Annotated in this window: 21 protein-coding genes, 1 tRNA gene and 3 pseudogenes; 18 read left to right on the top strand and 7 right to left on the bottom strand. The window is 61.7% G+C overall.

From position 1 onward, the window contains the following. Positions 1-25: 25 nt before the first annotated feature. Positions 26-1,396, bottom strand: coding sequence for a GntT/GntP/DsdX family permease (locus tag DYL59_RS20315; RefSeq protein WP_135290760.1), 1,371 nt, complete (start codon positions 1,394-1,396; stop codon positions 26-28). 298 nt (positions 1,397-1,694) lie between these two features. On the opposite strand from DYL59_RS20315, the pseudogene DYL59_RS32120 reads away from it, so the two are divergent. The 3 genes and pseudogenes from DYL59_RS32120 to DYL59_RS20325 form a co-directional block, all read left to right on the top strand. After that, positions 1,695-2,381, top strand: a pseudogene (locus DYL59_RS32120) (PAS domain-containing protein); the annotation flags it as partial. 108 nt (positions 2,382-2,489) lie between these two features. After that, positions 2,490-2,921 (top strand): annotated as a pseudogene (locus DYL59_RS32125) (methyl-accepting chemotaxis protein); the annotation flags it as partial. Between the two features lie 49 nt (positions 2,922-2,970). Further along, positions 2,971-3,546 (top strand): flavin reductase family protein, encoded by a 576-nt coding sequence (locus tag DYL59_RS20325; protein ID WP_135290762.1) that lies wholly within the window; start codon positions 2,971-2,973, stop codon positions 3,544-3,546. Positions 3,547-3,549: 3 nt separating this feature from the next. Here the strand turns inward: DYL59_RS20325 and DYL59_RS20330 are convergent, their stop codons facing one another. Further along, a complete protein-coding gene (locus tag DYL59_RS20330; RefSeq protein ID WP_135290763.1) occupies positions 3,550-4,434 on the bottom strand; it encodes a LysR family transcriptional regulator in 885 nt (294 codons plus the stop codon). 122 nt (positions 4,435-4,556) lie between these two features. Between DYL59_RS20330 and DYL59_RS20335 the strand changes: the two genes are divergently transcribed. Next, on the top strand, positions 4,557-5,900 hold the full coding sequence (locus DYL59_RS20335; protein ID WP_135290824.1) for an MFS transporter: 1,344 nt from the start codon (positions 4,557-4,559) through the stop codon (positions 5,898-5,900). Positions 5,901-6,021: 121 nt separating this feature from the next. Here the strand turns inward: DYL59_RS20335 and DYL59_RS20340 are convergent, their stop codons facing one another. Next, positions 6,022-6,831, bottom strand: coding sequence for an AraC family transcriptional regulator (locus tag DYL59_RS20340; protein WP_135290764.1), 810 nt, complete (start codon positions 6,829-6,831; stop codon positions 6,022-6,024). Positions 6,832-7,038: 207 nt separating this feature from the next. Here DYL59_RS20340 and DYL59_RS20345 point away from each other — a divergent pair, with 207 nt between their 5' ends. From DYL59_RS20345 to ddlA, 4 genes are read left to right on the top strand one after another with little or no spacing between them, the layout of a single operon-like run. Then, positions 7,039-7,602 (top strand): DUF2975 domain-containing protein, encoded by a 564-nt coding sequence (locus DYL59_RS20345; protein ID WP_135290765.1) that lies wholly within the window; start codon positions 7,039-7,041, stop codon positions 7,600-7,602. Between the two features lie 7 nt (positions 7,603-7,609). Then, entirely contained in the window at positions 7,610-7,831 is a 222-nt protein-coding gene (locus DYL59_RS20350) for a helix-turn-helix domain-containing protein (protein WP_135290766.1), read from the top strand. A 25-nt stretch (positions 7,832-7,856) separates the two neighbouring features. Beyond that, positions 7,857-8,492, top strand: a complete 636-nt coding sequence (locus tag DYL59_RS20355; RefSeq protein WP_135290767.1) for a LysE family transporter — start codon at positions 7,857-7,859, stop codon at positions 8,490-8,492. Positions 8,493-8,536: 44 nt separating this feature from the next. Beyond that, on the top strand, positions 8,537-9,631 hold the full coding sequence (ddlA, locus tag DYL59_RS20360) for a D-alanine--D-alanine ligase (protein ID WP_135290768.1): 1,095 nt from the start codon (positions 8,537-8,539) through the stop codon (positions 9,629-9,631). Between the two features lie 15 nt (positions 9,632-9,646). Here ddlA and ggt read toward each other — a convergent pair whose 3' ends face one another. Together ggt and DYL59_RS20370 are read right to left on the bottom strand one after the other, a co-directional pair. Beyond that, the gene (ggt, locus tag DYL59_RS20365; RefSeq protein WP_135290769.1) at positions 9,647-11,476 is read right to left on the bottom strand and encodes a gamma-glutamyltransferase; all 1,830 of its coding nucleotides are present in this window, start codon (positions 11,474-11,476) and stop codon (positions 9,647-9,649) included. Between the two features lie 35 nt (positions 11,477-11,511). Next, the gene (locus tag DYL59_RS20370; RefSeq protein WP_135290770.1) at positions 11,512-12,291 is read right to left on the bottom strand and encodes a PhzF family phenazine biosynthesis protein; all 780 of its coding nucleotides are present in this window, start codon (positions 12,289-12,291) and stop codon (positions 11,512-11,514) included. A gap of 312 nt (positions 12,292-12,603) precedes the next feature. Between DYL59_RS20370 and DYL59_RS20375 the strand changes: the two genes are divergently transcribed. The 10 genes and pseudogenes from DYL59_RS20375 (at position 12,604) to DYL59_RS20415 (ending at position 23,568) form a co-directional block, all read left to right on the top strand. Next, positions 12,604-13,116, top strand: a complete 513-nt coding sequence (locus DYL59_RS20375; RefSeq protein ID WP_135290771.1) for a sigma-70 family RNA polymerase sigma factor — start codon at positions 12,604-12,606, stop codon at positions 13,114-13,116. Further along, positions 13,113-14,066 (top strand): FecR domain-containing protein, encoded by a 954-nt coding sequence (locus tag DYL59_RS20380; RefSeq protein ID WP_135290772.1) that lies wholly within the window; start codon positions 13,113-13,115, stop codon positions 14,064-14,066. Before DYL59_RS20375 ends, DYL59_RS20380 begins: the two co-directional genes overlap by 4 nt. Before the next feature lie 192 nt (positions 14,067-14,258). Further along, a complete protein-coding gene (locus tag DYL59_RS31755) occupies positions 14,259-14,633 on the top strand; it encodes an STN domain-containing protein (RefSeq protein WP_238340737.1) in 375 nt (124 codons plus the stop codon). A gap of 15 nt (positions 14,634-14,648) precedes the next feature. Continuing rightward, positions 14,649-14,774, top strand: coding sequence for a hypothetical protein (locus DYL59_RS32130; RefSeq protein ID WP_272948867.1), 126 nt, complete (start codon positions 14,649-14,651; stop codon positions 14,772-14,774). Between the two features lie 14 nt (positions 14,775-14,788). Further along, positions 14,789-14,983, top strand: a pseudogene (locus tag DYL59_RS20390) (hypothetical protein); the annotation flags it as partial. A gap of 116 nt (positions 14,984-15,099) precedes the next feature. After that, complete coding sequence (locus DYL59_RS20395) at positions 15,100-17,988, top strand: TonB-dependent receptor (RefSeq protein ID WP_420359295.1); 2,889 nt, start codon at positions 15,100-15,102, stop codon at positions 17,986-17,988. A 63-nt stretch (positions 17,989-18,051) separates the two neighbouring features. Beyond that, the gene (locus tag DYL59_RS20400; protein WP_420359296.1) at positions 18,052-19,902 is read left to right on the top strand and encodes an extracellular solute-binding protein; all 1,851 of its coding nucleotides are present in this window, start codon (positions 18,052-18,054) and stop codon (positions 19,900-19,902) included. Beyond that, complete coding sequence (locus DYL59_RS20405) at positions 19,889-20,953, top strand: microcin C ABC transporter permease YejB (protein ID WP_135290774.1); 1,065 nt, start codon at positions 19,889-19,891, stop codon at positions 20,951-20,953. The genes DYL59_RS20400 and DYL59_RS20405 overlap by 14 nt, the downstream gene beginning before the upstream one ends. After that, positions 20,953-21,975, top strand: coding sequence for an ABC transporter permease (locus DYL59_RS20410; protein WP_135290775.1), 1,023 nt, complete (start codon positions 20,953-20,955; stop codon positions 21,973-21,975). Before DYL59_RS20405 ends, DYL59_RS20410 begins: the two co-directional genes overlap by 1 nt. Positions 21,976-21,990: 15 nt before the next feature. Next, on the top strand, positions 21,991-23,568 hold the full coding sequence (locus tag DYL59_RS20415) for an ABC transporter ATP-binding protein (RefSeq protein WP_135290776.1): 1,578 nt from the start codon (positions 21,991-21,993) through the stop codon (positions 23,566-23,568). 204 nt (positions 23,569-23,772) lie between these two features. Here DYL59_RS20415 and DYL59_RS20420 read toward each other — a convergent pair. Continuing rightward, positions 23,773-23,849 (bottom strand) — tRNA-Met (locus DYL59_RS20420). A gap of 212 nt (positions 23,850-24,061) precedes the next feature. Next, positions 24,062-24,613 (bottom strand): RNA polymerase sigma factor, encoded by a 552-nt coding sequence (locus DYL59_RS20425; RefSeq protein WP_135290777.1) that lies wholly within the window; start codon positions 24,611-24,613, stop codon positions 24,062-24,064. Positions 24,614-24,821: the final 208 nt, after the last annotated feature.

Here is a 24,821-nt window from a genome sequence, read left to right on the forward strand (position 1 = left end):
ATCACCTCCCCTCGATACAGCATTTTCAGGTCAGGAAGTGCCAGAGCACCAACGTACCGATCAACCCCACCACCGAAACAATGGTCTGCAACACCGACCACACCCAAATCGTCTGCTTCAATTGCAAGCCAAAGTACTCACGCACCATCCAGAACCCGGCGTCGTTGACGTGGCAGAAGAACACCGAGCCTGCGCCAATCGCCAGGGCTACCAGTGAGCTTTGGGTTGCGGCCAGCCCCGCCATCATTGGGGCGAGGATACCGGCCGTAGTGGTGGTGGCGACGGTGGCCGAGCCGGTGGCCTGGCGCAGGGCTACGGCAATCAACCACGCCAGCAGCAGGTACGGCATGTGGGCGCCTTCGGCGACCTTGCTGATGGTTTGGCTGACGCCCGCGTCCAGCAGGGTTTGCTTGAGGCCGCCGCCGGCACCGATGGTCAGCAGTAGCACGGCGATGGGGGCGAGGGCTTTGCGCAAGGTGTTGCCGACTTCCGCACGCGGCATGCCCGCGGCCCAGCCCAGGCAGATCACGGCGGCGATCACCGCCAGGCCCAGGGCGATCAGCGGTTCACCGAGGAATTTCAAGGTCAGGCCCAGGGTGCTTTCGGCGGGCAGTGCGACTTTGGCCAAGGTGCTGCCGAGCATCAAAATCACCGGCAACAGAATAATCAGTAGCGACACCGCAAAACCCGGCTGGCGCGGGGCCTTGGGCGGAGCACTGAACAGTGCGCCGATATCGGCGGGCTCATCTACGTGCAAGCGTTTGGACAGCCAATTGCCGTAGAGCGGCCCCGCCAGGATCACCGCAGGTACCGCCAGGCAAAAGCCCAGCAACATGGTCAAGCCCAGGTCGGCATGCAACGCCCCGACCGCAATCAGCGGCCCCGGATGCGGTGGCATCAGGGCGTGCAGGGTGGTCATGCCGGCCAGTGCCGGGATGGCGATTTTCAGCAAGGGCTGGTTCGAGCGCTTGGCCATCACAAAGATGATCGGCACCATCATCACCAGGCCCACTTCGAAGAACAACGGCAAGCCAATCACCATCGCCACCAGCGCCATCACCCAAGGCAATGACTTGCCTTTGCCCAGCCCGAGCAGCGTGGTGGCAATGCGGTCGGCCGCGCCGGACTCGGCCATCAGCGCACCCAGCATCGACCCCAGGGCAATGATGATCCCGGCTTCACCCAGAATTGCCCCGGCGCCTTTACTGAAGGCCTTGGCCACTTCTTCAGGTGGCAACCCGGCGCCCACACCGGCGATAAAGGTGCCGATCAGGATCGACAGGAAAGGCGGTAGTTTGGTCGCGCTGATCAACACGATAATGCTGGCAATGGCCATTAGCACACAGAACATGAGACGGGTGTCGTGAACCATCCACGCGGCAGTCGATAACTCCAAGACGGGACTCCTTATCGAACAGGTTAGGGAAATTGTTTCTTTTTGTTTCCTGTTCCAAAAGCATACCGGATAACACCGTTCCAGAGCGCTGTTGTGCCGTTTTGGTGCGAGGGTTCATGAACCCGAAAATATAGGCCCAACAGCCTTCAGAAAACGCCCGAAGCGCCGATGCAGGTCAGATCTCTCTCCAATTGACCATCGGTGCCCAATGTTCAACACCCGTTTGAAGCAGGAGCTGTCGGCTCTTCGCGAAGAATTGTCCAGCTTGCAACAGGTTAAGGAGAGCCTGGAAAGCGAAATGTTGTGTCTGACGCTGGATGCCGAAGGCCGTGTTGAATGGGCCAATAGCAATTTTTTGCAGGAGTTGGCCTATCAGGGCAGCCAGTTGCAGGGGCGTCCTATCGAAGACCTGGTACCGGTGCATGCGCGCAAGGATGAGTTCCAGTTGCGCTTCAAGAATGCGCTGGTACGCGGTGAGCATTTCGCGGGGACCGTGCGCCTGTTGCGCGGTAACGGCCAGGAAGCATGGCTGCGCTCAATCGTGCAGCCGGTGCGGGGGGCGGACGGGCGCATCAAGCATTTTTCGATTTATTCCAGCGACCTCACCCGCACCATCGAGGCATCTCGCGAGCACGAAAACCTGATTACCGCCCTGGTGCGCTCCACGGCGGTGATCGAGTTCGACCTGGGTGGCCATGTGCTTACTGCGAACGACCGGTTCCTGGCTGGCATGGGTTACAGCCTGGCGCAGATCCAGGGCAAGCATCACCGCATGTTCTGCGAGCCGCAGGAGCACACCAGCGCCGAGTATCAGCATTTCTGGCAGCGCTTGAACAACGGTGAGTACGTGGCGGCGCGCTTCAAGCGCGTGGACAGTCATGGCCGCGTGGTGTGGCTGGAGGCTACTTACAACCCAGTCATGGACGCCACCGACCGCCTGTACAAAGTGGTCAAGTTCGCCACGGTGATCACCGACCAGGTCAACCAGGAACAAGCCGTCGCCGAGGCCGCCAACATTGCCTACAGCACCTCGCTGCAAACCGACAGCAGTGCCCAGCGCGGCACCACGGTTGTGACCCAGGCGGTGGACGTGATGCGCGACCTGGCCACTCACATGCAGCAAGCGGGCGAGGGCATCGAGGCGCTGAACGCCCAATCCCAGGTGATCGGCAGCATCGTCAAGACTATCAGCGGGATTGCCGAGCAAACCAACCTGCTGGCCCTCAACGCGGCCATTGAGGCGGCGCGTGCCGGCGAGCAGGGTCGTGGCTTTGCGGTGGTGGCCGATGAGGTGCGCCAATTGGCGTCGCGCACCAGCAAGGCCACCGAGGAGATCGTCGGCGTGGTTCGCCAGAACCAGGACATGGCCCGCGATGCCGTGGCCCTGATGACCGACGGACGCCTGCAAGCCGAGCAAGGCCTGGCCCTGGCGGCCGAGGCGGGCACGGTGATCGTGGAGATTCAGGATGGTGCGCAAAAAGTTGTGAGCGCTGTAGGACAGTTCGCCAACCAACTGTCGAGCTGAGCCCAGGGCTCAGGTATCGTAGGTTTTTTGTCTTAAGAGCCGACTGTCCATGAGCCCTACCCACCGTCGCCCCGTTCCGCTGTCCAAGGCCTACCGCTTGCTCAATCACGGCCCGACCGTGCTGGTGAGCGCAGCGCACAACGGCCGGCGCAATATCATGGCCGCCGCCTGGGCCATGCCACTGGATTTCGAACCGCCGAAAGTCGCGGTGGTGTTGGACAAGGCCACCTGGACCCGCCAATTGCTGGAAGCCAGCGGCACCTTCGTGCTCCAGGTACCGTGTGTGGCCCAGGCCGACCTGGTGCAAACGGTCGGCAGCACCACGGGCGCCGAAACGGACAAGTTCGCCACCTACGGCCTGCACACCTTCAACGGCGAACACACCGAGGCACCGTTGCTGGAAGGCTGCGTGGCCTGGCTGGAATGCCGCCTGCTGCCCGAGCCCCACAACCAGCAAACCTACGACCTGTTCCTGGGCGAAGTGGTCGCGGCCTATGCCGATGAACGAGTGTTCAGCGAGGGCCATTGGCACTTCGAAGGCCAGGACCCTCTGCGGACGTTGCACCACATCGCGGGCGGTAATTTCCTGAGCATTGGTGAGCCGATTACCGGGCGTCAGTTGTAAGCCTTACCAACGGGCGTTTGCCAGCGCTTCGGCAAACGCCATCAGCTTCGGCGAGTACTGCCGCGACGGCGGGTACACCAACGAGATCGCCCGACTGCGCCCGGCGAAGTCCTCCAGTACTGGCACCAGGCGCCCGGCGTCCAGGTCGTCACGTACGGCAAAGTCCATCACTTGGGCGATGCCGAAACCACCCACGGCGCCATCCACCAACGCATCGCCGATATCAAAGATCAACCGCCCTTCAACGCTGACATCCCGTACCTTGCCATCAAGCATGAACTGCCAGTCCACCATGCGCCCGCTGCGTAAATTACGCACCGTGAGGCAGTGGTGGTCCTTCAATTCGTCGACGGTCTGCGGTGTGCCCAAGCGTGCCAGGTAAGCCGGGGCAGCCACGGTGACCCACCGCAGCGGCGTCAGCGTGCGGGCGATCAGGCGCTGGTCCTGGATCTCCCCGGTGCGCAGCAACGCGTCGAAGCCTTCATCGACGATATCCACCAGGCGGTCCGTCATTACTGCTTCGATGCGCAACTCGGGATAGCGCAGCGTCAGCTCGCCGATCACCGGCATTACCACCTTGCGCCCGAACAGCGACGGCGTGCTGATCTTCAACAGGCCGGACGGCGTGCTGCGGCGGTCGAGCATGAGTTTTTCCGCTTCGGCCAGTTCTGCCAACAACGGCGCGCTGCGCTCGTACAGCATCTGCCCATCGGGGGTGAGGCTCACGCTGCGCGTGTTGCGTTGCAGCAGGCGCACGCCCAATTCGCTCTCCAGGCGCGAAATGGCGCGGGACAAGCCGGATTGGGTCAGCCCCAGATCACCGGCCGCGCGCGTGAAACTGCGGGTTTCAGCGACGCGGACCAGCAGGCGAACGGCGTTCAGATCCATGATTAAAGTCATTACTGAAAGAGTGATAGCGCTATTTATCATCTAGTGCGCATAAAAGACACTGGCCGCACTTCATTTTCGGACAGGACGCTGTGATGTCTCCCTCTCGACCCTCAGGCTGGATGCTGGCGCTGCTGGCCACTGCACAACTGATCATTGCCCTTGATGCCACCATCGTGTTTGTGGCCCTGCCGCAAATCGGCAGCCATCTGGATTTTTCTGCCCAGCAATTGCAGTGGGTGGTGAGCGCCTACAGCGTGGCCTTTGGCGGCTTTTTGCTGCTGGGCGGCAGGGCCACGGACTTGCTGGGCAAGCGCCGTTTGTACCGGGTGGGGCAGTCACTGTATGCGCTGGCGTCCCTGGCGGCGGTGCTCGGTGGCAGCGCGGTATTGCTGGTGCTGGCGCGGGCGGTGCAAGGCGTGGGCGGGGCATTGTTGTTTCCGGCGACCCTGGCATTGATCAACACCCACTACGCCGAGGGGCCTGAGCGAAACCGTGCGTTTGCGGTATGGAGCGCAGCATCCGCGGCGGGCCTGGCGTTGGGCGCATTGCTGGGGGGCGTGTTGACCCAGGTGTGGGGCTGGGAGGCGGTGTTCCTGGTAAACGTACCGCTGGCAGGCGGCTGTGCGTGGGCGGCACGTTACTGGATCCCAGCCGATGGTGAGCGGGTGCGTGGGCGCAATTTCGATATCAGTGGTGCGTTGACCGTGACCGTGGGCGGCACGTTGCTGGTGTTCTCCCTGGTGCAAGGCCCGGAGTGGGGCTGGACCGCGCCGTCGACCCTGGGCTGTATCGCCGTGGCCGCGACGCTGCTGGGGCTGTTCGCCTGGATCGAACATCGCGGCCGCGACCCGCTGATGCCGTTGCGCCTGTTTGCCTACCGCGAGCTGCGTATGGCCATGGTGCTGACAGCGGTATTCATGAGCAGCTTTGGCGTGCAGTACTATTTTCTCGCGCTGTATTACCAACAGGTCTACGGCTACAGCGTGTTGCAGGCGGGCCTGGCGTTTTTGCCGGCGACCCTGATATGCACGTTCGGCATCTGGCTGGCGGAGCGCTCATTGGCCAGGATTGGCCTGCGCAACACCTTGGTCAGCGGGCAACTGGCGGGCGCGGTGGGCATCGCACTGCTGTGCTGGGCCTTGCCGACGGGCGTGGGCTTCTGGTCGTTGCTGCCGGGGATCTTCATCTTGAGCATTGGCCAGGGCATGACTTGGACCGCAATGTGGGTGGCGGCGGGCCTTGGCATCCGGCCGGGCGAGCAGGGTGTGGCGGCGGGGATGGCCTCCACCAGCCAGCAGATTGGCGGGGCGTTGGGCTTGGCGGTGTTGGTGTCGGTGGCCAATGTCGCGGGGATCGAGCTGGCGCTGTGGTGGAGTGCGGGGGTTGCGTTGGTGGGGGCGGTGGTGGCCTTGGGGCTGAGGGAAAGCGGTGCCCAGCCGAGCGCGATTCCGGAAACAACGTAGCTCCAAATGTGCGGGCTTGCTCGCGAAGGCGGTGGATCAGTCATACATGTGCAAACTGACCCACCGCCTTCGCGAACAAGCCCGCTTACACATTTTTATCGCATTTCAAATCTGGCAGGTATCAACGCCCCAACATCTTCACCCACCGCGACGGCGGCATGCCGTAGGTGCTGCGAAATTGCCGGGTCATGTGGCTCTGGTCGGTAAAACCTGCGGTCATGGCCGCATCCACCAGCGAATAGCCCTGGGCCAGCAGGCTGCGCACCAGGTCCAGGCGGCGCATGGTCAGGTAGCGGTAGGGGCTGGTGCCGAACAACAGTCGAAAATCCCGCGATAACGCCCAGCGGTCGCGACCCGCGTGGTCGGCCATTTCCTCCAGGGTGATGCTACGGCCCAGGGCGCTGTGGATAAACTCCCGGGCGCGTTCGGCGGCCACGTAGTCGAACGTCTTGCGCGTGGTAATCACGCCAGATGCGTCGCTGAGCGCCTGGGCCACGTCGTACAGCGCATCTTGTTCCTGCAGCGGATCAATGGGGCAGTCCAGCCCTTGCAGCAGCACTTCGCTGGCGCGGAACAGCCTTGGGTCGTTGGTCAGCCCGCTGGGGATAAACGGCAACGGCTTGCCCCCCAGGATCTGTTGGATCAGCGCCGGCTCCACATAAATCATGCGGTACTTGAAGCCTTCCACACTGCTGGCGCGGCCGTCATGGGTTTCATCAGGGTGGATCACCATGGTCGCGCCGGGCAGGCTGTGGGTCATGCTGCCGCGATAATGAAAACTCTGCACGCCAAACAAGGTACGCCCAATGGCGTAGGTGTCATGGCGATGCGGGTCGAACGCGAAGCCGGCAAAGTACGCCTCGATACGGTCCAGGCCGCTGGCATGCGGGGCGCGGTGCATCCAGTCAATGTTGGCGGTGGGGGTGCCCATGGTGGTTTGTCACAAGAAGAGGTGGAAACACGTTAACCCAGTGTGGCGTGGGTTGTCTGTTGAGGTCTTGAACGATTGTGCAGGTTTTTTCGCTGGCGACGGCATTGCGTGATGAATGGGTAGTTATTATTTTGAGGTGATTTATTATTGTTTTACGATAATTAATTAGCTATCTTGCCCCCACATTCACGCTCTTTGAGGTTTTATATGAATACCCAACGTCTCGCTCAGCTTAGCCAGCGCATGTCGCTGCTCACACTGCTATTGATCATCACCATGTTGGCCTTGAATGCCGCTGTATGGCTGTTTCCTGTGCTGAGCTCATCCGCCGACGGGCTGGGGCTTGGCTTTGCGTTGAGCGACCGCTTGATTCAGGGCCGGGCCGAGCAAGTGGCCGAGTTTCCTTTGTGGCAAGTGGTGGGGGGCATCGTGCTGTCCAGCATCCCGTTGATGGCGCTGGCGTCTGGCTTGAACCACCTGCGCAAGTTGTTCAAGAGCTACGCCCGTGGCGAATATTTCTCCAGTACATCAGCGATGCACCTGGGCAAAGTCGGTAAGGCAGTGGCAATTTGGGTGCTGCTGGATTTTTTATGTGAGCCATTGCTCAGCGTCTGGGTAACAATGCACGCGCCGGTCGGCGAGCGGCTAATCACCCTGAGCCTGACTGCCCCCAGCTTTGTTGCACTGTTTCTGGCCGCCTGCATCGCGGTGATCGCGCGTATCCTGTGGCAGGCCAGTGAAGTGGATTCTGAAAACCGCACTTTTGTTTGAGACCGACATGCCCATTGTGATTGAACTGGACGTCATGCTTGCCCGGCGCAAGGTCAAGTCCAAAGACTTGGCGGCCGCCATCGGAATTACCGAGCAGAACCTGTCATTGCTTAAACAAGGTAAGGTCAAGGGCATACGCCTGGGAACGCTGGACGCCATCTGCACCCACCTGCAATGCCAACCGGGTGACTTGCTTGTACACATTCCCGAGCCTGAGGCTGAGCCATAACGGCTACCGATAAGAGGGATCATCAATGTTCTCTGACCTGCCATACGCTGCACCGTTGTTGTCGCTGGCGTTGCTTTGGACCGTCGCCGTGGTGACACCCGGCCCGAATTTTTTCAATACGGCGCAGTTGGCCGCCAGCTGCTCGCGCCGCCATGGTGTGGTGGCGTCGGCCGGTGTGGCTACTGGTACGATCATGTGGGGCTTGGCGGGCGGCCTGGGGATCAAGTCGCTGTTTACCGCAGCGCCCATGTTGTACCTGGCGTTCAAGATCCTCGGGGGCTGCTACCTGATCTACCTCGGGCTCAAACTGTTCAAGCGCTCGGCACCGGCCATGGGCCAAAGCCTATTGCCCGACGAGCCTCGACGTTCGCTGTTCAGCGCGTGGCGCCTGGGCTTGCTGGGTAACCTGTCCAACCCCAAGGCAGCACTGTTCGTCGCCACCATCTTCGCCTCCACCATGCCGCCGTCGCCATCGCCGATGCTGCTGACCTTGGCGGTGATCACCATGGCCACCTTGTCGTTCAGTTGGTATTCCAGCGTCGCCCTGGTGTTTTCCAGTGAGCGCATGGCCAACCTCTATAGCCGTTCGCGCAAGTGGCTCGACCGTTTTGCCGGTGGTTGCTATGTGCTGTTCGGCGCGCATCTGGTAGCGAATCGCTGACGGACCATGTTAAGAAGCGCAACGTCAAACAGTGAGGCAGGGTCATGAGCAAGGTGCGGGTGGGGATTATTTTTGGTGGCCGTTCGGCCGAGCACGAAGTCTCGCTGCAATCGGCGCGCAATATCGTTGATGCGCTGGACCGTACGCGCTACGAGCCGGTGCTGATCGGCATCGACAAGGCCGGCCACTGGCACCTCAACGACACTTCCAACTTCCTGATCAACCAGGAAAACCCGGCCCTGATCGCCCTCAACCAGTCCAACCGTGAACTGGCGGTAGTGCCGGGCAAGGCCAGCCAACAAGTGGTGGAAACCACCGGCAGCGGCCTGCTGGAACACATCGACGTGATCTTCCCCATCGTCCACGGCACCCTCGGTGAAGACGGGTGCCTGCAAGGCCTGCTGCGCATGGCCGACCTGCCCTTTGTCGGCTCCGACGTGCTCGGCTCGGCGGTGTGCATGGACAAGGACATCAGCAAGCGCCTGCTGCGCGATGCGGGGATCGCCGTGACGCCGTTCATCACCCTGACCCGCCGCAATGCTGCGCGCACGTCCTTTGAGACGGCGGTCAACACGCTCGGCCTGCCGATGTTTGTAAAACCGGCCAACCAGGGCTCCTCGGTGGGTGTCAGCAAAGTTGCCACTGAAGCCGAGTACCACGCCGCCGTCGAGTTGGCCCTGGGCTTTGATGAAAAAGTGCTGGTGGAATCCGCCGTCAAAGGGCGCGAAATCGAATGTGCGGTGCTGGGTAACGACGATCCCATTGCCAGTGGTTGCGGTGAGATCGTGGTGAGCAACGGCTTCTATTCCTACGACAGCAAATACATCGACGGGCAGGCCGCCCAAGTGGTGGTGCCGGCGGCTATCAGTGCCCAGGCCAGCGAACGTATCCGTCGCCTGGCCATCGACGCGTTCGAAGTACTCGGCTGCGCTGGCCTGGCGCGGGTCGACGTGTTTCTTACCGATGACGGCCAAGTGCTGATCAATGAGATCAACTCACTCCCAGGCTTCACCCGCATCAGCATGTACCCCAAGCTGTGGCAGGCGGCGGGCATGAGCTACAGCGAGCTGGTCAGCCGCTTGATCGAATTGGCGCTGGAGCGGCATGCGGGGCGTAAGGGCCTGAAGATCAGCCGCTGATTGTAGTGAGCGGTTTCAGTCACCGACCGCTTCGCCTTCACGCCGTGGGTCTGCGCCGCCGCTGAGCGACACTTTGCCCTGGGCATCGCGCGTGCGCACGATGGCTTGGATGCCGCTGGTCATGTCCATTTCGCTTACTGCGTGACCCTTGTCCTTGAGCGCCTGTTTCAACGCGGGGCTGAACAGCCCCTGTTCCAGTTCGGTCGCGCCATTGCGGCTGCCAAAGTTGGGCAGGCTGATGGCTGCTTGCGGGTCGAGCTTCCAGTCGAGCATCGCCACCAGGGACTTACTCACGTATTCGATGATTTGTGAGCCGCCGGGCGAGCCCACGGTGGCCAGTAATTCGCCGCTGGTGCGGTCGAACACCAGGGTGGGCGCCATGGCCGAGCGTGGGCGTTTACCCGGCTCGACGCGATTGGCCACCGGCTGGCCGTTTTCCTCTGGGATAAACGAGAAATCGGTCATCTGGTTATTGAGCAAAAAGCCCTGGACCATCAGGTGCGAACCGAACGCCGCTTCCACCGTGGTGGTCATCGACACCGCACCGCCGGCATCGTCCACCGCCACCACTTGTGAGGTGGAAATGCGTAGCGGCGAACGGTCCGGCGCATACGCCACCTGGATACCCGCAGGCGTGCCCGGTTTGGCGATGCCCATGCTGCGCTCACCAATCAGCGTGGCGCGCCGGGCCAGGTAGCCAGGGGCGACGAGGCCGGCGACCGGTACCGGCACGAAGTCGCTATCGGCCACGTACAACCCTCGGTCCGCGAAGGCCAGGCGCCCGGCTTCGGCGAGCAAGTGCACGGCTTCGGGCGTGGGCTCAAGGCCTGCGGGCGACGCGCTCTTCACGGGCGTCATCAATGCAATCACCCATGCGGGGTCGCGGGCTTCAAGGGCTTGCAAGGTGCCCAGGATCTGCGCGATAGCGATTCCACCCGACGACGGCGGCGGCATGCCGCACACCCGGTATTGCTGGTAGTCGGTGCACAGTGGTGCGCGTTCTTTGGCGGCATAGCCCTTGAGGTCCGCCAGTGACAGGCTGCCCGCGTTGCGATGGCCCTGGACCTTGCGCGCAATTTCATCGGCAATCGGCCCGTGGTACAGCGCGTCCGGACCCTCCTTGGCGATGCGTTTGAACACGGCCGCCAGCGCCGGGTTTTTCAGTCGCGTGCCGATGGCTTTCGGCGTGCCATCGGTATTCAGAAAGTACGCCGCCAGGTCGGGCGACTGGGGGATATAACGGTCGGCGGCGATCAGTGCATGCAAGCGTGGGGAAATCGCGAAGCCCTGTTCAGACAGGCCAATGGCCGGCTCAAACAGCTTGGCCCATGGCAGGTGTCCGGTTTTTTTGTGGGCCATCTCCAGCGCCCGCAATACCCCCGGCGTGCCCACCGAGCGCCCGCCGATTTGCGCCTCGGCAAATGTCATCGGCGAACCGTCTGGCCTCAGGAACAACCGCGGCGTCGCCCCGGCCGGTGCGGTTTCGCGACCGTCATAAGCGTGCACGTCCTTGCCGTCCCACAGTAGGATGAACGCGCCGCCGCCAATGCCGGACGACTGCGGCTCCACCAGGGTCAGCACGGCCTGCATCGCAATCGCTGCATCAATGGCCGAACCGCCCTGGCGCAACATCTCGCGTCCGGCTTCGGCGGCCAGCGGGTTGGCGGCGGCGGCCATATGCCGCTCGGCGTGGCGCGTGGCGAGGTCGCTGCGATAACCCGAGCCCAATTCCGGGGCCGGTGGTTGTTCGTGGATCGGGGGGTGACAGGCAACCAGGGTGAGGGTGGCCGCAATCACCGACAACCGCCGGCAGGAAATCGAAAACACGCGCTGAACTCCGTTCATTTTGAGAATGATCTGTTGTCCTTGGGGCCTGCTGTTTACAGGTAAATCGTGCCTTGCAGGTAGAGCACCGCGTGGCCGGAAATGATCACGCGCTCGCCCTTGAGTTCACAGCGCAGTTGGCCCCGACGCTGGCCGCCCTGTTCGGCGCTCAATTGGGATTTGCCCAGGCGCTCGGCCCAGAAGGGTGCCAGCGAGGTGTGGGCCGAACCGGTAACCGGGTCTTCGTTTACGCCGACATTCGGGCCGAACCAGCGCGAGATAAAGTCGAACCGTGCGCTTTTGGCGGTCACGGCAACCCCGCGCCTGGGCAGGCCCCTGAGCCGTGCGAAGTCGGGCTTCAGTGCCGCCACCTGGGCCTCATCGTCCACCAACACGATGTAGTCGTCGGTGCCATACACTTCGGCCTGTTCAATCCCCAGGGCTTCCAACAGGCCAGCAGGCGGCTCGCAGCGTTCGGGTTGCCTGGCCGGGAAATCCATCGCCAGTTCGTCGCCGTTGCGCATTACCCGAAGCTCGCCGCTGCGAGTGGCAAAGCGCAGCACGTGCGGCGCACCCTGCAACTGGTGAATCAGCACCCAAGCCGCCGCCAAGGTGGCATGCCCGCACAGGTCCACTTCAACTTCAGGGGTAAACCAGCGCAGCTCATAGATATCGCCACGGGGCACGAAGTAGGCGGTTTCCGAGAGGTTGTTTTCAGCGGCGATGCTCTGCAACAGATCATCGCTCGGCCACTCGGTGAGCGGGCACACGGCGGCGGGGTTGCCGCCAAAAACGTGTTGGCTGAAAGCATCGACTTGGTAGATATCCAGTTTCACCGTGCAGCACTCCGTTGTGGGGGAGGCTGGACACTAACAGTGGGTTCGGTGGAGCGCAAAGTACAGACAGTGGTTTTTTTTGAGCGCATCAACCGGCCTGGGGAGTGCTGGGTGCGGGTCTCGACGACCGGCTGCGTGGCGCTGATTAGCCGGGTCGGCGCGGGACACCTATATGTTCATTATGAAGGTCTTTGCAATTTTTTATTCTTTCCTCATCTACGCGCCCTTCATGCAGAGTCCGCCCTTATGCGATGGATTTTCATCATTTCTTAATGGCAAGGCTGAATGGCCGCTTTGCGCACGGAGCACGCAATGAGTGTGAATCAGAACCTGCACCTTGGTCTGATTGGGCAGATGTTCAAGAGCGATTACCGCTGGTTATGCGCGCGTGTGGCCCGCGCGATGGACTGCCCCCATGGCGCCCAGGACATCGCGTCGGAAACGTTTTTGCGCGTATTGGCGTTGCCGGACCCCTCGGCGATTCGTGAGCCACGGGCGTTGTTGACCACGATTGCGCGGCGGTTGATGTATGAGGGGTGGCGTCGGCAGGACCTGGAGCGGGCTTACCTGGAGACGCTGGCCCTGGCGCCGCAGCAGGTGCATCCATCGCCGGAGGAGCGTTTGTTGTTGATCGAGACGCTGCTGGAGGTGGATCGCCTGCTCAATGGTTTGTCGGCCAAGGCCAAGGCGGCGTTCCTGTATCACCAATTGGACGGCTTGACCTATGCACAGATCGGCGAGCGCTTGCAGGTGTCGGTGAGTCGGGTTCAGCAATACATGGCCGATGCATTCAAGCGCTGCTACCTGGCGATGGAACAGCCATGACCAGCGGTGCACCAGATGACGTGATGATCGACGAGGCCGCGCAGTGGATGGCGTTATTGCAGTCGGGGCATGCCAGCGCGCAGGAACAGGTGGCGTTTCGGCGTTGGCGCGAGTCAGACCCCCGACGCGAGGAAATTTTCAATCGCATGGGTGCGGGCGCTGCGGTGTTGGGCAATGACGACTTGCGACGCATGCCCAGGGACAGCTTGCTGCACACCTTGAATGCGCCATCGGGGCGGCGCAAATTTTTGCGCACAACCTTGGCCGTGGCGGGCTTTTTCTCGTTGGCGGGGTTGGTCGCGCGGTTGTCGGATAATTGGGCGTCGGTGGGAACGCTGAGTACCGGGACCGGTGAGCGTTTGAACCTCACACTGGACGACGGCAGTACCTTGGCGCTGGCCCCGCGCAGCAAGGTGGTGCCGTTGTTTGATGGTCAGCGGCGCCTGCTGAAATTGCTCGATGGGCAATTGCTGGTGGACGTGGCCAAGGACAATGCCCGGCCGTTCATTGTGCAAACCGCTGACGGATTCATGCGCGCCCTGGGCACGCGCTTTCTGGTGCAACAACTGCCGGACAAGACCCAGATCACCCTGCTGCATTCCCAGGTGGAAATCACCACCCGTGAGGGCGCCAAGCAAGTCATCCAGGCAGGCGAACAGGCCACGTTCAATGCGCAGGGCATTGTGTCGCTGCACGCGGCGACGGGGGATGAGGCGGCCTGGACCCAAGGGCTGCTGGAAGTGCGCAACCGTTCCCTGGGGGAGGTGGTGCAGACGCTGCGGGACTATCGGCACGGCATAATCCGCGTCAGCCCGGCGGCGGCAAACCTGCGCCTGAGCGGGATTTTCCCGTTGGACGACACCAACAGCGCCCTGCAATTGCTGGCCAAATCGTTGCCCGTGCAGATCGACTATCACAGCGCATACTGGGTCAGTATCGAGTTGCGTTGAAAAATAAATGCACGCCGCCCTATAAAAACGCCGTGGTTGTTGCACAACAGCATGCAAGCACGGTTTCGCCCACGGGTATCGCTCGCCATCTGCCGTTATAAACTCATGCTTAAACGGCCTAGTGCGGGCCTATAAAAAACCCCTTCGGATTGTTCAACCCATCAACTCAACAACAATGATGGGAGCTCAATCATGCATACCCCCTACCGCCGCCGGTTGCCAGCGGCGCTGTGCCTGGCCATTGGCGCGATGCTTTTTACCCATGGCGCGACTGCTTCGACGCCATCACCCGCCCATGCAGGCCACATCCAGACCTTCGAGTTCGACCTCGCCGCCGGGCCACTGGACCACATGCTGCTGAGTATTTCCCGGCAAAGTGGCTTGAGTATTTCGTTCCAGCAGGACCTGGTGCAGGGGCTCAATAGTACGGCCGTGCGCGGGCGTCTGAGCATTGAGCAAGCGCTGCAACAGGCGTTGCGTGGCTCGGGCCTGGAGGCGCTGCAAAGCGAAGGCGGTTGGGTGTTGCAGCGTGTCCTCAGCAGCGGCGCGTCAGCGGTGTATGGCTAGGATGCAATTGCCGGGGTGGTGAACATCATCCTCAAAGACAAAATCAGTGATGTCGACGTCAACCTGCGTGGCGGCACCACCGAGCGCGGCGGGGGTGACAACCAGCGTCTACAGATCTGCGGCGGCGACAGTTGGGGGTGACTTCGACGGCGTGTTCGCCCTGGACAACCTTCAACGCCAGTGCGCGTTATCGCGTCAATGACCAAGCCAGTGTCGGATTGACCGTCAACAACCTGCTCAATCAGGTCAAGCACGACGACTCTGCCGGATGGCCGTATTACCCCACGGGCAACTACGACCCCTATGGTCGCCAGTTCTGGTTGGACGTGAGCTACCACTTCGGCAACTGACGGTTGAGCAACGCATAAGGACATGCGTTATCGATCTAACGGCCGCTCTATAAAAAATCCGACATCGACGCACAACCCTGCACACCTACACAAAAGAACAGGGAGCCCGCGACGCCATGATGAATGCACGACCCCCCCGATTATTACTTTCGCTTGCCGCCGCGATTGCCGCAGGTACGGTGGCCGCCAGCCCGCTGGATATTCCCGCCGGGTCGCTGGACCAGACCCTGCTGAGCATTTCCCAGCAAAGCGGCAAGCGCATTTCGTTCGATCAGTCGCTGGTGGACGGTTTGAATGCGCCTGCGATCAAAGGTGAACTGAGCGCGGGCGAGGCGTTGCAGATTGCCTTGCAGGGCACCGACCTGCGCGACAGCGAAGGCGCCAACGGCATTGTGGTCAGCGCCGTGCCCGCCCAAGCCAGCCCGCAGGACAGTATTGCGCCCGCTGCGGCGATCCCGCAGTTGCAAAGGATTGAAGTCACCGGCAGTGCGATCCGCCGCGTGGATGCCGAGACGGCAGTGCCGGTAACGATCCTGCGTACCGAAGAGCTGAAAAAGCAGGGCGTCACCAGCACCGAACAATTGATCAACCGCATTTCGGCCAACCAGTCCTCGGTCGGCTCGGGCCGCTCGGTGGGTTCCAGCAGTGGCGGGGCGTCGTTTGCGGACCTGCGCGGTATCGGCCCGAACAAAACCCTGGTGCTGCTCAACGGGCGCCGCTTGAGCAACAACGCCACCACCGCCATCAACGGCTCTGGGGTTGACCTCAACACCATCCCGTTTGCCGCCATCGACCGCGTGGAAGTGCTGCGTGACGGTGCCTCAGCGTTGTACGGCACCGATGCCATCGGTGGTGTGATCAACTTCATCACCAAAAAGAGCGTGACCGAGGGCCAGTTCACCGCAGGCGGCAGCTCCCCCACCCACGCAGGTGGCGGTGACACCAGCAACTTCAGCGGCAGTTGGGGTTTTGGCGATTTGGAAGACGATCGCTTCAACGTGTTCGGCGTGGTCAGCCATGACAAGCAGCAAAGCCTCAAGGCCCGCGACCGCGACTACACCTACAACTATCAGCCGGGCAAGGGCCTGGATTATTCCTCGGGGATCGCCTCGCCGGCCAACTACAGCCAGGGCTCGAACGCCAGCAACCCGTTGGCGGCGTCCGGTTGCAATGCGCCAGGTCTTATCTCACGCAGCGGTATTTGCCGGCAGTCATTGTGGAGCTATCTGGACCTGGTGCCCGAGACGGAAAAGACCTCGTTTTTCGGCAAGGCCACCGGCCAGTTTGCCGACGACCACAGCGTCAGCCTCGAATACTTCTGGGCGCGCAACCAGAACCGTACCCAGATCGGCCCCGGCCTGCTGCAAGGGCTGCAAGTGCAACCCGGTACGCCGTACTACCCTGGCAACGGCATTATCCCCGGCCCCACCACCTTCGCCCTCGACCCCACTCAGCCGGTAGACACGAACTGGCGTGAAAGCGAAGTGGGCCCGCGCCGCCATGAAGACGATAACGTCGGCCAGCGCCTCTTGCTGACCTTCGAAGGCACGCTGCTCGGCTGGGACTACAACGTCGGGGCCGCCTACAACCAGAACAAGGTCACCAACACGATCAAAAGCGGTTATGTGGATGACCGCGCCGTTACCGACGGCATCAACAACGGCATCATCAACCCGTTCGGGCCACAGTCGGCGGCGGGTGCCGCGTTGCTGGCGGCGAATGCGGTGGACGGCGACTACGCCACCGGTGTTGGCCGGGTCAAAAGCATCGATGGTCGCATCAGCCGCGACATCGGTGATTGGTTCGGTGCGGGCCCATCGGCCCTGGCCCTGGGCGGCGAGTACCGCAAGGAGGATTTTCACCAAAACTTCGAAGACTTCGCCGCCAATGTGCAAAGCCTTGGCATCGACCCCGCCGCCAGCGTGGCCGGCGACCGTTCGGTGTCGGCGCAATACGCGGAGGTCAACGTGCCGGTACTCGATAGCCTGGAACTGTCGGCGGCGGTGCGGCACGACAAGTACAGTGACTTTGGCAGCACCACCAACCCGAAATACTCGTTCCGCTTCCAGCCGTTCCGCGAACTGGTGATGCGCGGCGCCTACAGCGAAGGCTTCCGCGCGCCTTCCCTGTATGAGCTTTACAACCCCACCGCAACCACCTTCACCGTGGCCAACTACAACGACCCGCGCTTGTGTGCCGGCGGCACGCCGAGCAACGGCGGCCTGGCCAACCGCGATTGCGCGCAACAGTTTTTCAGCCGCAGTGGCGGTAACCCGGACCTCAATCCCGAGACCGCACGCAACGTGACGCTGGGCTTTGTCTACCAGCCCATCAACAACCTGTCCCTGGGCCTGGATTTCTGGTGGATCAAGATCGCCAATCAGATCGCCGAATTCCCGGAATCGGCGGTGTTTGAACAGCCAGACCTGTACCCCGACCGCATCGTACGCAAGGCCGACGGCTCCATCGATCACATCGTCACCGGGCTGGCCAACCTGGGTAAGGTCAAGACCAACGGGGTCGACGTGACCTTTGACTACCGCTTGCCCGAAACCAGGCTGGGCCAGTTCGGCACCAACCTGCAAGGCACCTATGTCGACCGCTATGTGTACCAGCAGCAGATCAAGGGCGCCTACATCGACAAGGCCGGTGATTATCGCGGTGGCGACTTTGCCTCGGCCGGTGCCGTGGCTCGCTGGCGCCACAGCTGGAACGGCACCTGGAACAAAGGCCCGCTCGGCGCAACCCTGACCAACCGCTACACCAGTGGCTACAACGACTACAACCGTGCGTTCCACGACAAGGTCGGCGCCTGGAGCGTGTGGGACCTGGCTGGCACTTACACCTGGCGCGACACCGCGCAGATCACCGTCGGCGTGCAGAACCTGTTCGACAAGGAGCCGCCGTTCAGCAACCAGACCTCAACCTTCCAGAGCGGCTACGACCCGCGTTACTCAGACCCCTTTGGCCGCACGTTATACAGCCGGGTTTCCTACAACTTTTGATCAGGTCATGGCCGACACCCACGCGGGTGTCGGCCACTATTGCGTGGAGCTGCGTCTGTGATTCTGTTTCGTTCAGTGGTTTGGGCGTTGTTATGGGGCCTGTGGGCGCCGTCGCTGCTGGCCAAGCCGGTGCATGCCTTGACGGTGTACGGCGAGGCGCCCAAGTACCCGGCGGGTTTCAGTCACCTGGATTACGTCAACCCACAGGCCCCCAAGGGCGGCACGTTCCGACGTTCGTCAATGGAGGATGGCGCGTTTGATCACCTGGTTCCCTATGTCGACAAAGGCATGGGTGTCGCGCAGATCCAGGGCTGGCTTTACAGCCCATTGGCCTATCGCTCGCAGGATGAGCCCTACACCGTGTATGGGCTGGTCGCACAACGCATGGAGCTGGCAGATGACCATTCGTGGATTCGCTTTTACCTCAACCCCAAGGCGCGTTTCGCCGACGGCACACCGGTGACGGCAGAGGATGTGATCTACACCTTCAACCTGCTGCGCCGCGAAGGCAGCCTGGTGTACCGCCAGCGTTTCGCCGATGTCGATCAAGTGCTGCGGGAGTCGCCCAGCCAGGTGCGATTCACCTTCAAAACCACGGCCGACCGCACCTTGCCGTTGGACATCGCGTCATTACCGGTACTGCCGCAGCATTGGTGGCAATCGCGCAATTTCGCCAACGGTGGTGGCTTTGAAGCGCCGCTGGGCAACGGCCCGTATCGCATCAGTGCGGTGGACAACGGCCGCAGCGTGACGTTCGAACGGGTCAAGGACTGGTGGGGCAACGACCTGCCGATCAATCGAGGGCAGTACAACTTCGACACCTTGCGCCTGGAGTTTTTTGGCGACACCGACGTGGCGCGCCAGATCCTGCGTGCCCAGGGCTATGACTTCAATCGCGAGTTCTCGGCCACCAGTTACACCGTGGGCTACGACGGGGAGGCCCTGCGCGACGGCCGCCTCCAGCGTGAACATCTGGCGCCTGAAGCGGTGCAGGGCACCCAGGGGTTTGTGTTCAACCTGCAAAAGCCGCAGTTCCAGGACCGCCGTGTGCGCCAGGCGTTGAGCCTGCTGTGGGATTTCGACTGGAGCAATCGGCAAATGATGCACGGCATGTACCTGCGCCAGCGCAGCTTCTTTTCCCGCAGCGAACTGGCCGCCAGCCAACTGCCGGATAGCGAGGAACGCAAGCTGCTCGAACCCTGGCGCGGACAAGTCCCCGATGAGGTGTTTGACCGCGTTTACGAGCCCCCGCACACCGACGCCAGCGGGCGCATACGCCCGCAACAGGCGCAGGCGTTAAAGCTGCTGGAGGCAGCCGGTTGGACGCCCAGGGGCGACCAGTTGGTGAATGCCCAGGGTGAACCGTTGCAGTTCACCTTTCTTAGCAACCAGAAGGGTTTCGAGCGCTTGTTGTTGCCTTACAAACGCAACCTTGCGCAGATCGGCATCGGCTTCCATATCCGCCTGATCGATGCAGCGCAGTACGCCAACCGCGTGCGTGCGCGCGACTACGACATGATCGTCAATGGCTATCCGGTCAGCCTTTCGCCGGGCCGTGAGCTGACCAATTATTTCGGCTCGGAAAGTGCCGATGATCCGGGCTCCAACAACTTCATGGCGCTGCGCAACCCGGCAGTGGATGCCTTGATCGATGGCCTGGTGCGTGCCAACGACCGGCCCACCATGGTGCGTTACGCCCATGCCTTGGATCGCGTGCTGCAGTGGGGCTTCTACTGGATTCCCAACTACTACCCGCCGGGTACGTCGTCGGTGTGGTGGAACCGCTTCGGCCGCCCGCAGACCGCGCCGCTTAACGATGTGGGCATTGATACCTGGTGGGAAATCAGCCCAAGCCCGCTGACCACCGCGCAAATGCGCCAACACACTGGAGAGCGCCAACATGCTGGCCTATAGCGCGCGTCGATTACTGCTGATCGTGCCCACCTTGTTGTGCATCTTGCTGGTGAATTTTTTTATCGTGCAGGCCGCGCCCGGTGGGCCGGTGGAGCAAGCCATCGCGCGCTTGCAGGGTATTGGCGGCCAGGCTTCGCTGGCCGGTGGCCATGTGGAAAGCGTCGGCGGGGAGTCGCGCTCGGTGCGGGGCCTGGACCCGGCGCTGGTCGCCGATATCGAGCGCCAATATGGCTTTGACAAGCCCTTGGGCGCACGCCTGTGGTTGATGCTCAGCAGCTATGCACGGCTGGATTTCGGCGACAGCTTTTTTCGTGGTGCAAAGGTCACCGACCTGATCCTGCAGAAGCTGCCGGTGACCTTGTCCCTGGGCATCTGGGCCACGCTGATCAGTTACCTGGTGTCGATCCCGCTGGGCATTCGCAAGGCGGTGCGCCATGGCAGCCGCTTCGATGTGTGGAGCAGTGCGGCGATCATCATCGGCCATGCCATGCCGGCGTTTCTGTTCGCCTTGCTGCTGATCGTGATGTTTGGTGGCGGCAGCCTGTTGGACTGGTTTCCAGTGCGCGGGCTGGTCTCGGAAAACTTCGCCGCGTTGTCGTGGGCAGGCAAGCTGGTGGATTACTTCTGGCATTTAGTGCTGCCGGTGCTGGCGCTGGTGATCGGTGGGTTTGCCACCCTGACCATTCTCACCAAGAACAGCTTCCTGGATGAGATCAGTCGCCAGTATGTGGTGACCGCGCGGGCCAAGGGTTTCAGCGAAAAACAGGTGCTGTACAAGCATGTGTTCCGCAATGCGATGTTATTGATCGTGGTCGGCCTGCCCCAGGCGCTGACGACCATGCTGTTTGGCGGCTCGCTGCTGATCGAGGTGATTTTTTCCCTCGATGGGTTGGGGCGCTTGAGCTATGAAGCAGCGGTGGCACGGGACTATCCGGTGGTGTTTGGCACGCTGTTTATCTTCACGTTGGTGGGGTTGGTGATCAAGCTGTTGGGCGACCTGTGCTATCGGCTGCTGGACCCGCGCCTGGATTTTGCCGGGAGGTCCCATTGATGGCGGTTTTTTCTCCGATCACCCGGCGACGCTGGCTGCATTTCAAGCGCAACCGTCGGGGCTGGTGGTCGCTGTGGATCTTTGCCGCGCTGTTTGCGCTGTGCCTGGGCGGTGAGCTGGTGGCCAATGACAAACCGCTGGTGGTGTCGTATCAGGGCGAGCTGTATTTCCCGGCCTTCAAGCGCTACACCGAACAGGACTTTGGCGGCACGCTGCCATTTCAACCGGATTACCGCGACCCCTACGTGCGTGAACTGATTGAAGGGCAGGGTGGCTGGCTGCTGTTCCCGCCGATACCGTTCAGCTATGACACGGTCAACTACGACCTCAACGCACCGTCGCCCACACCACCCTCCGCGCAAGACTGGCTGGGCACCGACGATCAGGCACGGGATGTATTGGCGCGAGTGATTTTCGGCACGCGGGTGTCGTTGTTGTTTGCCCTGGCGTTGACCGTGGTGAGCACGCTGATCGGTGTGGCTGCCGGCGCCCTGCAAGGCTACTACGCAGGCTGGATCGACCTGTTGGGCCAGCGCCTGATCGAGATCTGGTCCGGGCTGCCGGTGCTGTACCTGCTGATCATCCTGTCGGGTTTTGTAGAGCCCAGTTTCTGGTGGCTCCTGGGGATCATGGCGCTGTTTGCCTGGCTGGCCCTGGTGGACGTGGTGCGCGCCGAGTTCCTGCGCGGGCGCAACCTGGAGTACGTGAAGGCCGCGCGGGCGTTGGGCGTGGGCGACTTTCAGGTGATGCTGCGGCATATCCTGCCGAATGCGATGACGGCCACCTTGAGCTACTTGCCGTTCATTTTGACCGGTGCGATTTCCACGCTGAGCGCCCTGGATTTCCTTGGCTTTGGCATGCCCACGGGCACCGCGTCCCTGGGCGAGTTGATCGGCCAGGGCAAAAACAACCTGCAAGCCCCGTGGCTGGCGCTGACCGCGTTTTTTGCGTTGGCGCTGATCCTGTCCCTGTTGGTATTTATCGGCGAAGCCTGCCGCGATGCCTTCGACCCTCGATCCTGATAAGCGAGCGTGTGTGTGAGCGATGCACTGATTCAAATCCGTAACTTGCAGGTGGCCTTCGAAGGGCATAAAGCCGTGCGGGGCATTGACCTGGATATTCACGCGGGCGAGTGCCTGGCGCTGGTGGGCGAGTCCGGCTCGGGTAAGTCGGTGACGGCCCATTCGATCCTGCAATTGTTGCCGCCGCACATCACCCGAACCCGTGGCAGCATTCGCTATCAGGGTGAGGAACTGCTCGGAGCACGGGCGCAACGCCTGCGCCAGATCCGCGGTGATCGCATCGCGATGATCTTCCAGGAGCCAATGACCTCGCTCAACCCGCTGTACACCGTGGAGCGGCAAGTGGCCGAAACCCTGGCGCTGCACAAGGGGGTGGGCGGCGGCGCCGCACGCGAACGGGTGGTGCAATTGCTGGAACTGGTGGGTATCCACGAACCGCGTCAGCGCCTAAATGCCTACCCGCATCAATTGTCCGGCGGGCAGCGTCAGCGGGTGATGATTGCCATGGCGCTGGCGTGCGAGCCGCTGTTGTTGATCGCCGATGAGCCCACCACGGCACTGGACGTGACAGTGCAGCGGCGCATCCTGGCGTTGCTCAAAGACCTGCAGCAGCGCCTGGGCATGGCGTTGCTGCTGATCAGTCATGACCTCAATGTGGTGCGCAGCATCGCCCAGCGCGTGGCGGTGATGCGGGCGGGCAAGATCGTCGAGCAGGCCGATTGTGAGGTGCTGTTCGCTACGCCGCAGCATGCCTACAGCCGCCAACTGCTGGAGGCCGAGCCGCAGGGGCGTGCGGTCAGTCGTGCGCCGGCGCCCAACCTGTTGGAAGTGGACGCGTTGCGGGTGTGGTTCGCCCAGGGCAGCCTGTTGCGGCGCAAACCGCCGATCAAAGCCGTAGACGGGATTGACCTGCGCCTGCAGCGCGGCAAGACGCTGGGCATTGTCGGCGAGTCCGGCTCGGGCAAGTCGACCCTGGGCCAGGCGATCCTGCGCTTGATCGACGCCCAAGGCAGCATCCGCTTCCAGGGGCAGGCCCTTGACCGGCTCAAGGGCAAGGCCTTGCGCCCGTGGCGTCGGCAACTGCAAGTGGTGTTCCAGGACCCGTTCGGCAGCCTCAGCCCGCGCATGAGCGTGCAGCAGATCATTGAGGAAGGCTTGCGCGTGCACACCAGCCTGGACGCGGCGCAACGGGAGGCCGAAGTGATTGTGGCCCTGAAGGATGTTGGACTCGACCCGGATACCCGGCACCGCTTCCCCCACGAATTCTCCGGCGGCCAGCGCCAACGCATCGCCATCGCGAGGGCGTTGGTGATCAAGCCCGAACTGATCCTGCTCGACGAGCCCACCTCGGCCCTCGACCGTACCGTGCAAAAACAAGTGGTCAGCCTGCTGCGTCGCTTGCAGGAAGAGCACGGCCTGACCTATCTGTTCATCAGCCACGACCTCGCCGTGGTCCGCGCCCTGGCCCATGACCTGATCGTGGTCAAGGACGGCGTGGTCGTGGAAGCGGGGAGTACGGAGCAACTGTTCGATGCGCCGCAGCACCCCTATACGCGGGACTTGTTGGTGGCGTCTTCGTTGCGGCGGGAGTGAGTGGCGTACCAGAGGCGTTCTGGCCAGTTTCCCGCCCCAGCACCATTGCGGATCAGCGGCGCTAGGGGCAGGGCTGCTTGCGCGCTACAGGGAGAGAGGGTACAGGGCAATACAAACAGAGATGGCCAGACACAAGAAAGCCCGCACTAGGCGGGCTTCTTGAGGTGATCCATAGACTGCTGTAGACATCTATGGATCGGTACTTGGTGGCTACACAGGGACTTGAACCCCGGACCCCAGCATTATGAATGCTATGCTCTAACCAACTGAGCTATGTAGCCAAGTGGCGCGCATTATTCGCGTAGAACGGGAATGCGTCAAGCGTTTAATTTGAATTTTTATCTACGCTTTCAACTGTTTAAGAAAAAACAGCCGATTGGGCGACGAGCGGCGGGCTTTGCGGTGAGGGCGATCGATTGTGGCAGCGGTGGTTTTCAGAGGGTGCGAGTTGGGCAGATATCCCTGCCGCCCAACGACTGCCGGTTAGCCGGGCTTACCGGTGCTGCGGGGTGTGGGTGACGCGTTTGAGCTGCTCGCGTGCTCGCGACAGGCGTGAGCGCACGGTACCAATGGGGATGTCCAAGGCGTCGGCAGTGTCCTGGTAGCTGCCATCGGTCTCAAGGGAGGCGTACAGCGTTCTGCGCATTTCCAATGGCAGGTGCTTTATGGCGATCAGGGTTTTTTCCAGTCGACGGTTGATCTCGAACTCCCAGTCCAGGTTGTTGTTTTCCTCTTGTCCATGCCAGAGCGCCTCATCGAATTCGCAATGCACCGGTTTGGCATACAAGCGCCGGAAGTGGTTGCGTATGAGGTTCTGGGCGATCCCGCACATCCAGGTGCTGAGGGTGGCCTGGCCGCTGAAGCGATCGCGGTTGCGCCAGGCTTCCAGGTAGGTCAGTTGCAGGATGTCATCGGCATCCTCGGGGTTGAGTACGCGTTTGTGGATAAAACGTCGGAGTTTTTTCTGATGGTCGTCCGTCAGGTGGAGCATGAATTGAGGCGAGCCGCCAACAAGGTGAGCTAAAGCACCAATAGGGATATCCATGATTTTTTCCTCAGGGTAGACGCGATCGAAACGGGTTCGACGCAAAGCCCTTTAGCACTGGTTGTGCCAAATGGAAAAACCGCATAACTAGTTGATTTATATAAATAAATATCTTGAAATTGATGCTTTTCGTGCAACTGTTTGCACAAGGCCGCCCAAGGCTGTGCCGACCTTTTCAATGTGCCGGGTAAAGTTGAGCGTCGTGGAA

It is taken from the genome of Pseudomonas kairouanensis, assembly GCF_004682055.1.
GTDB lineage: Bacteria > Pseudomonadota > Gammaproteobacteria > Pseudomonadales > Pseudomonadaceae > Aquipseudomonas > Aquipseudomonas kairouanensis.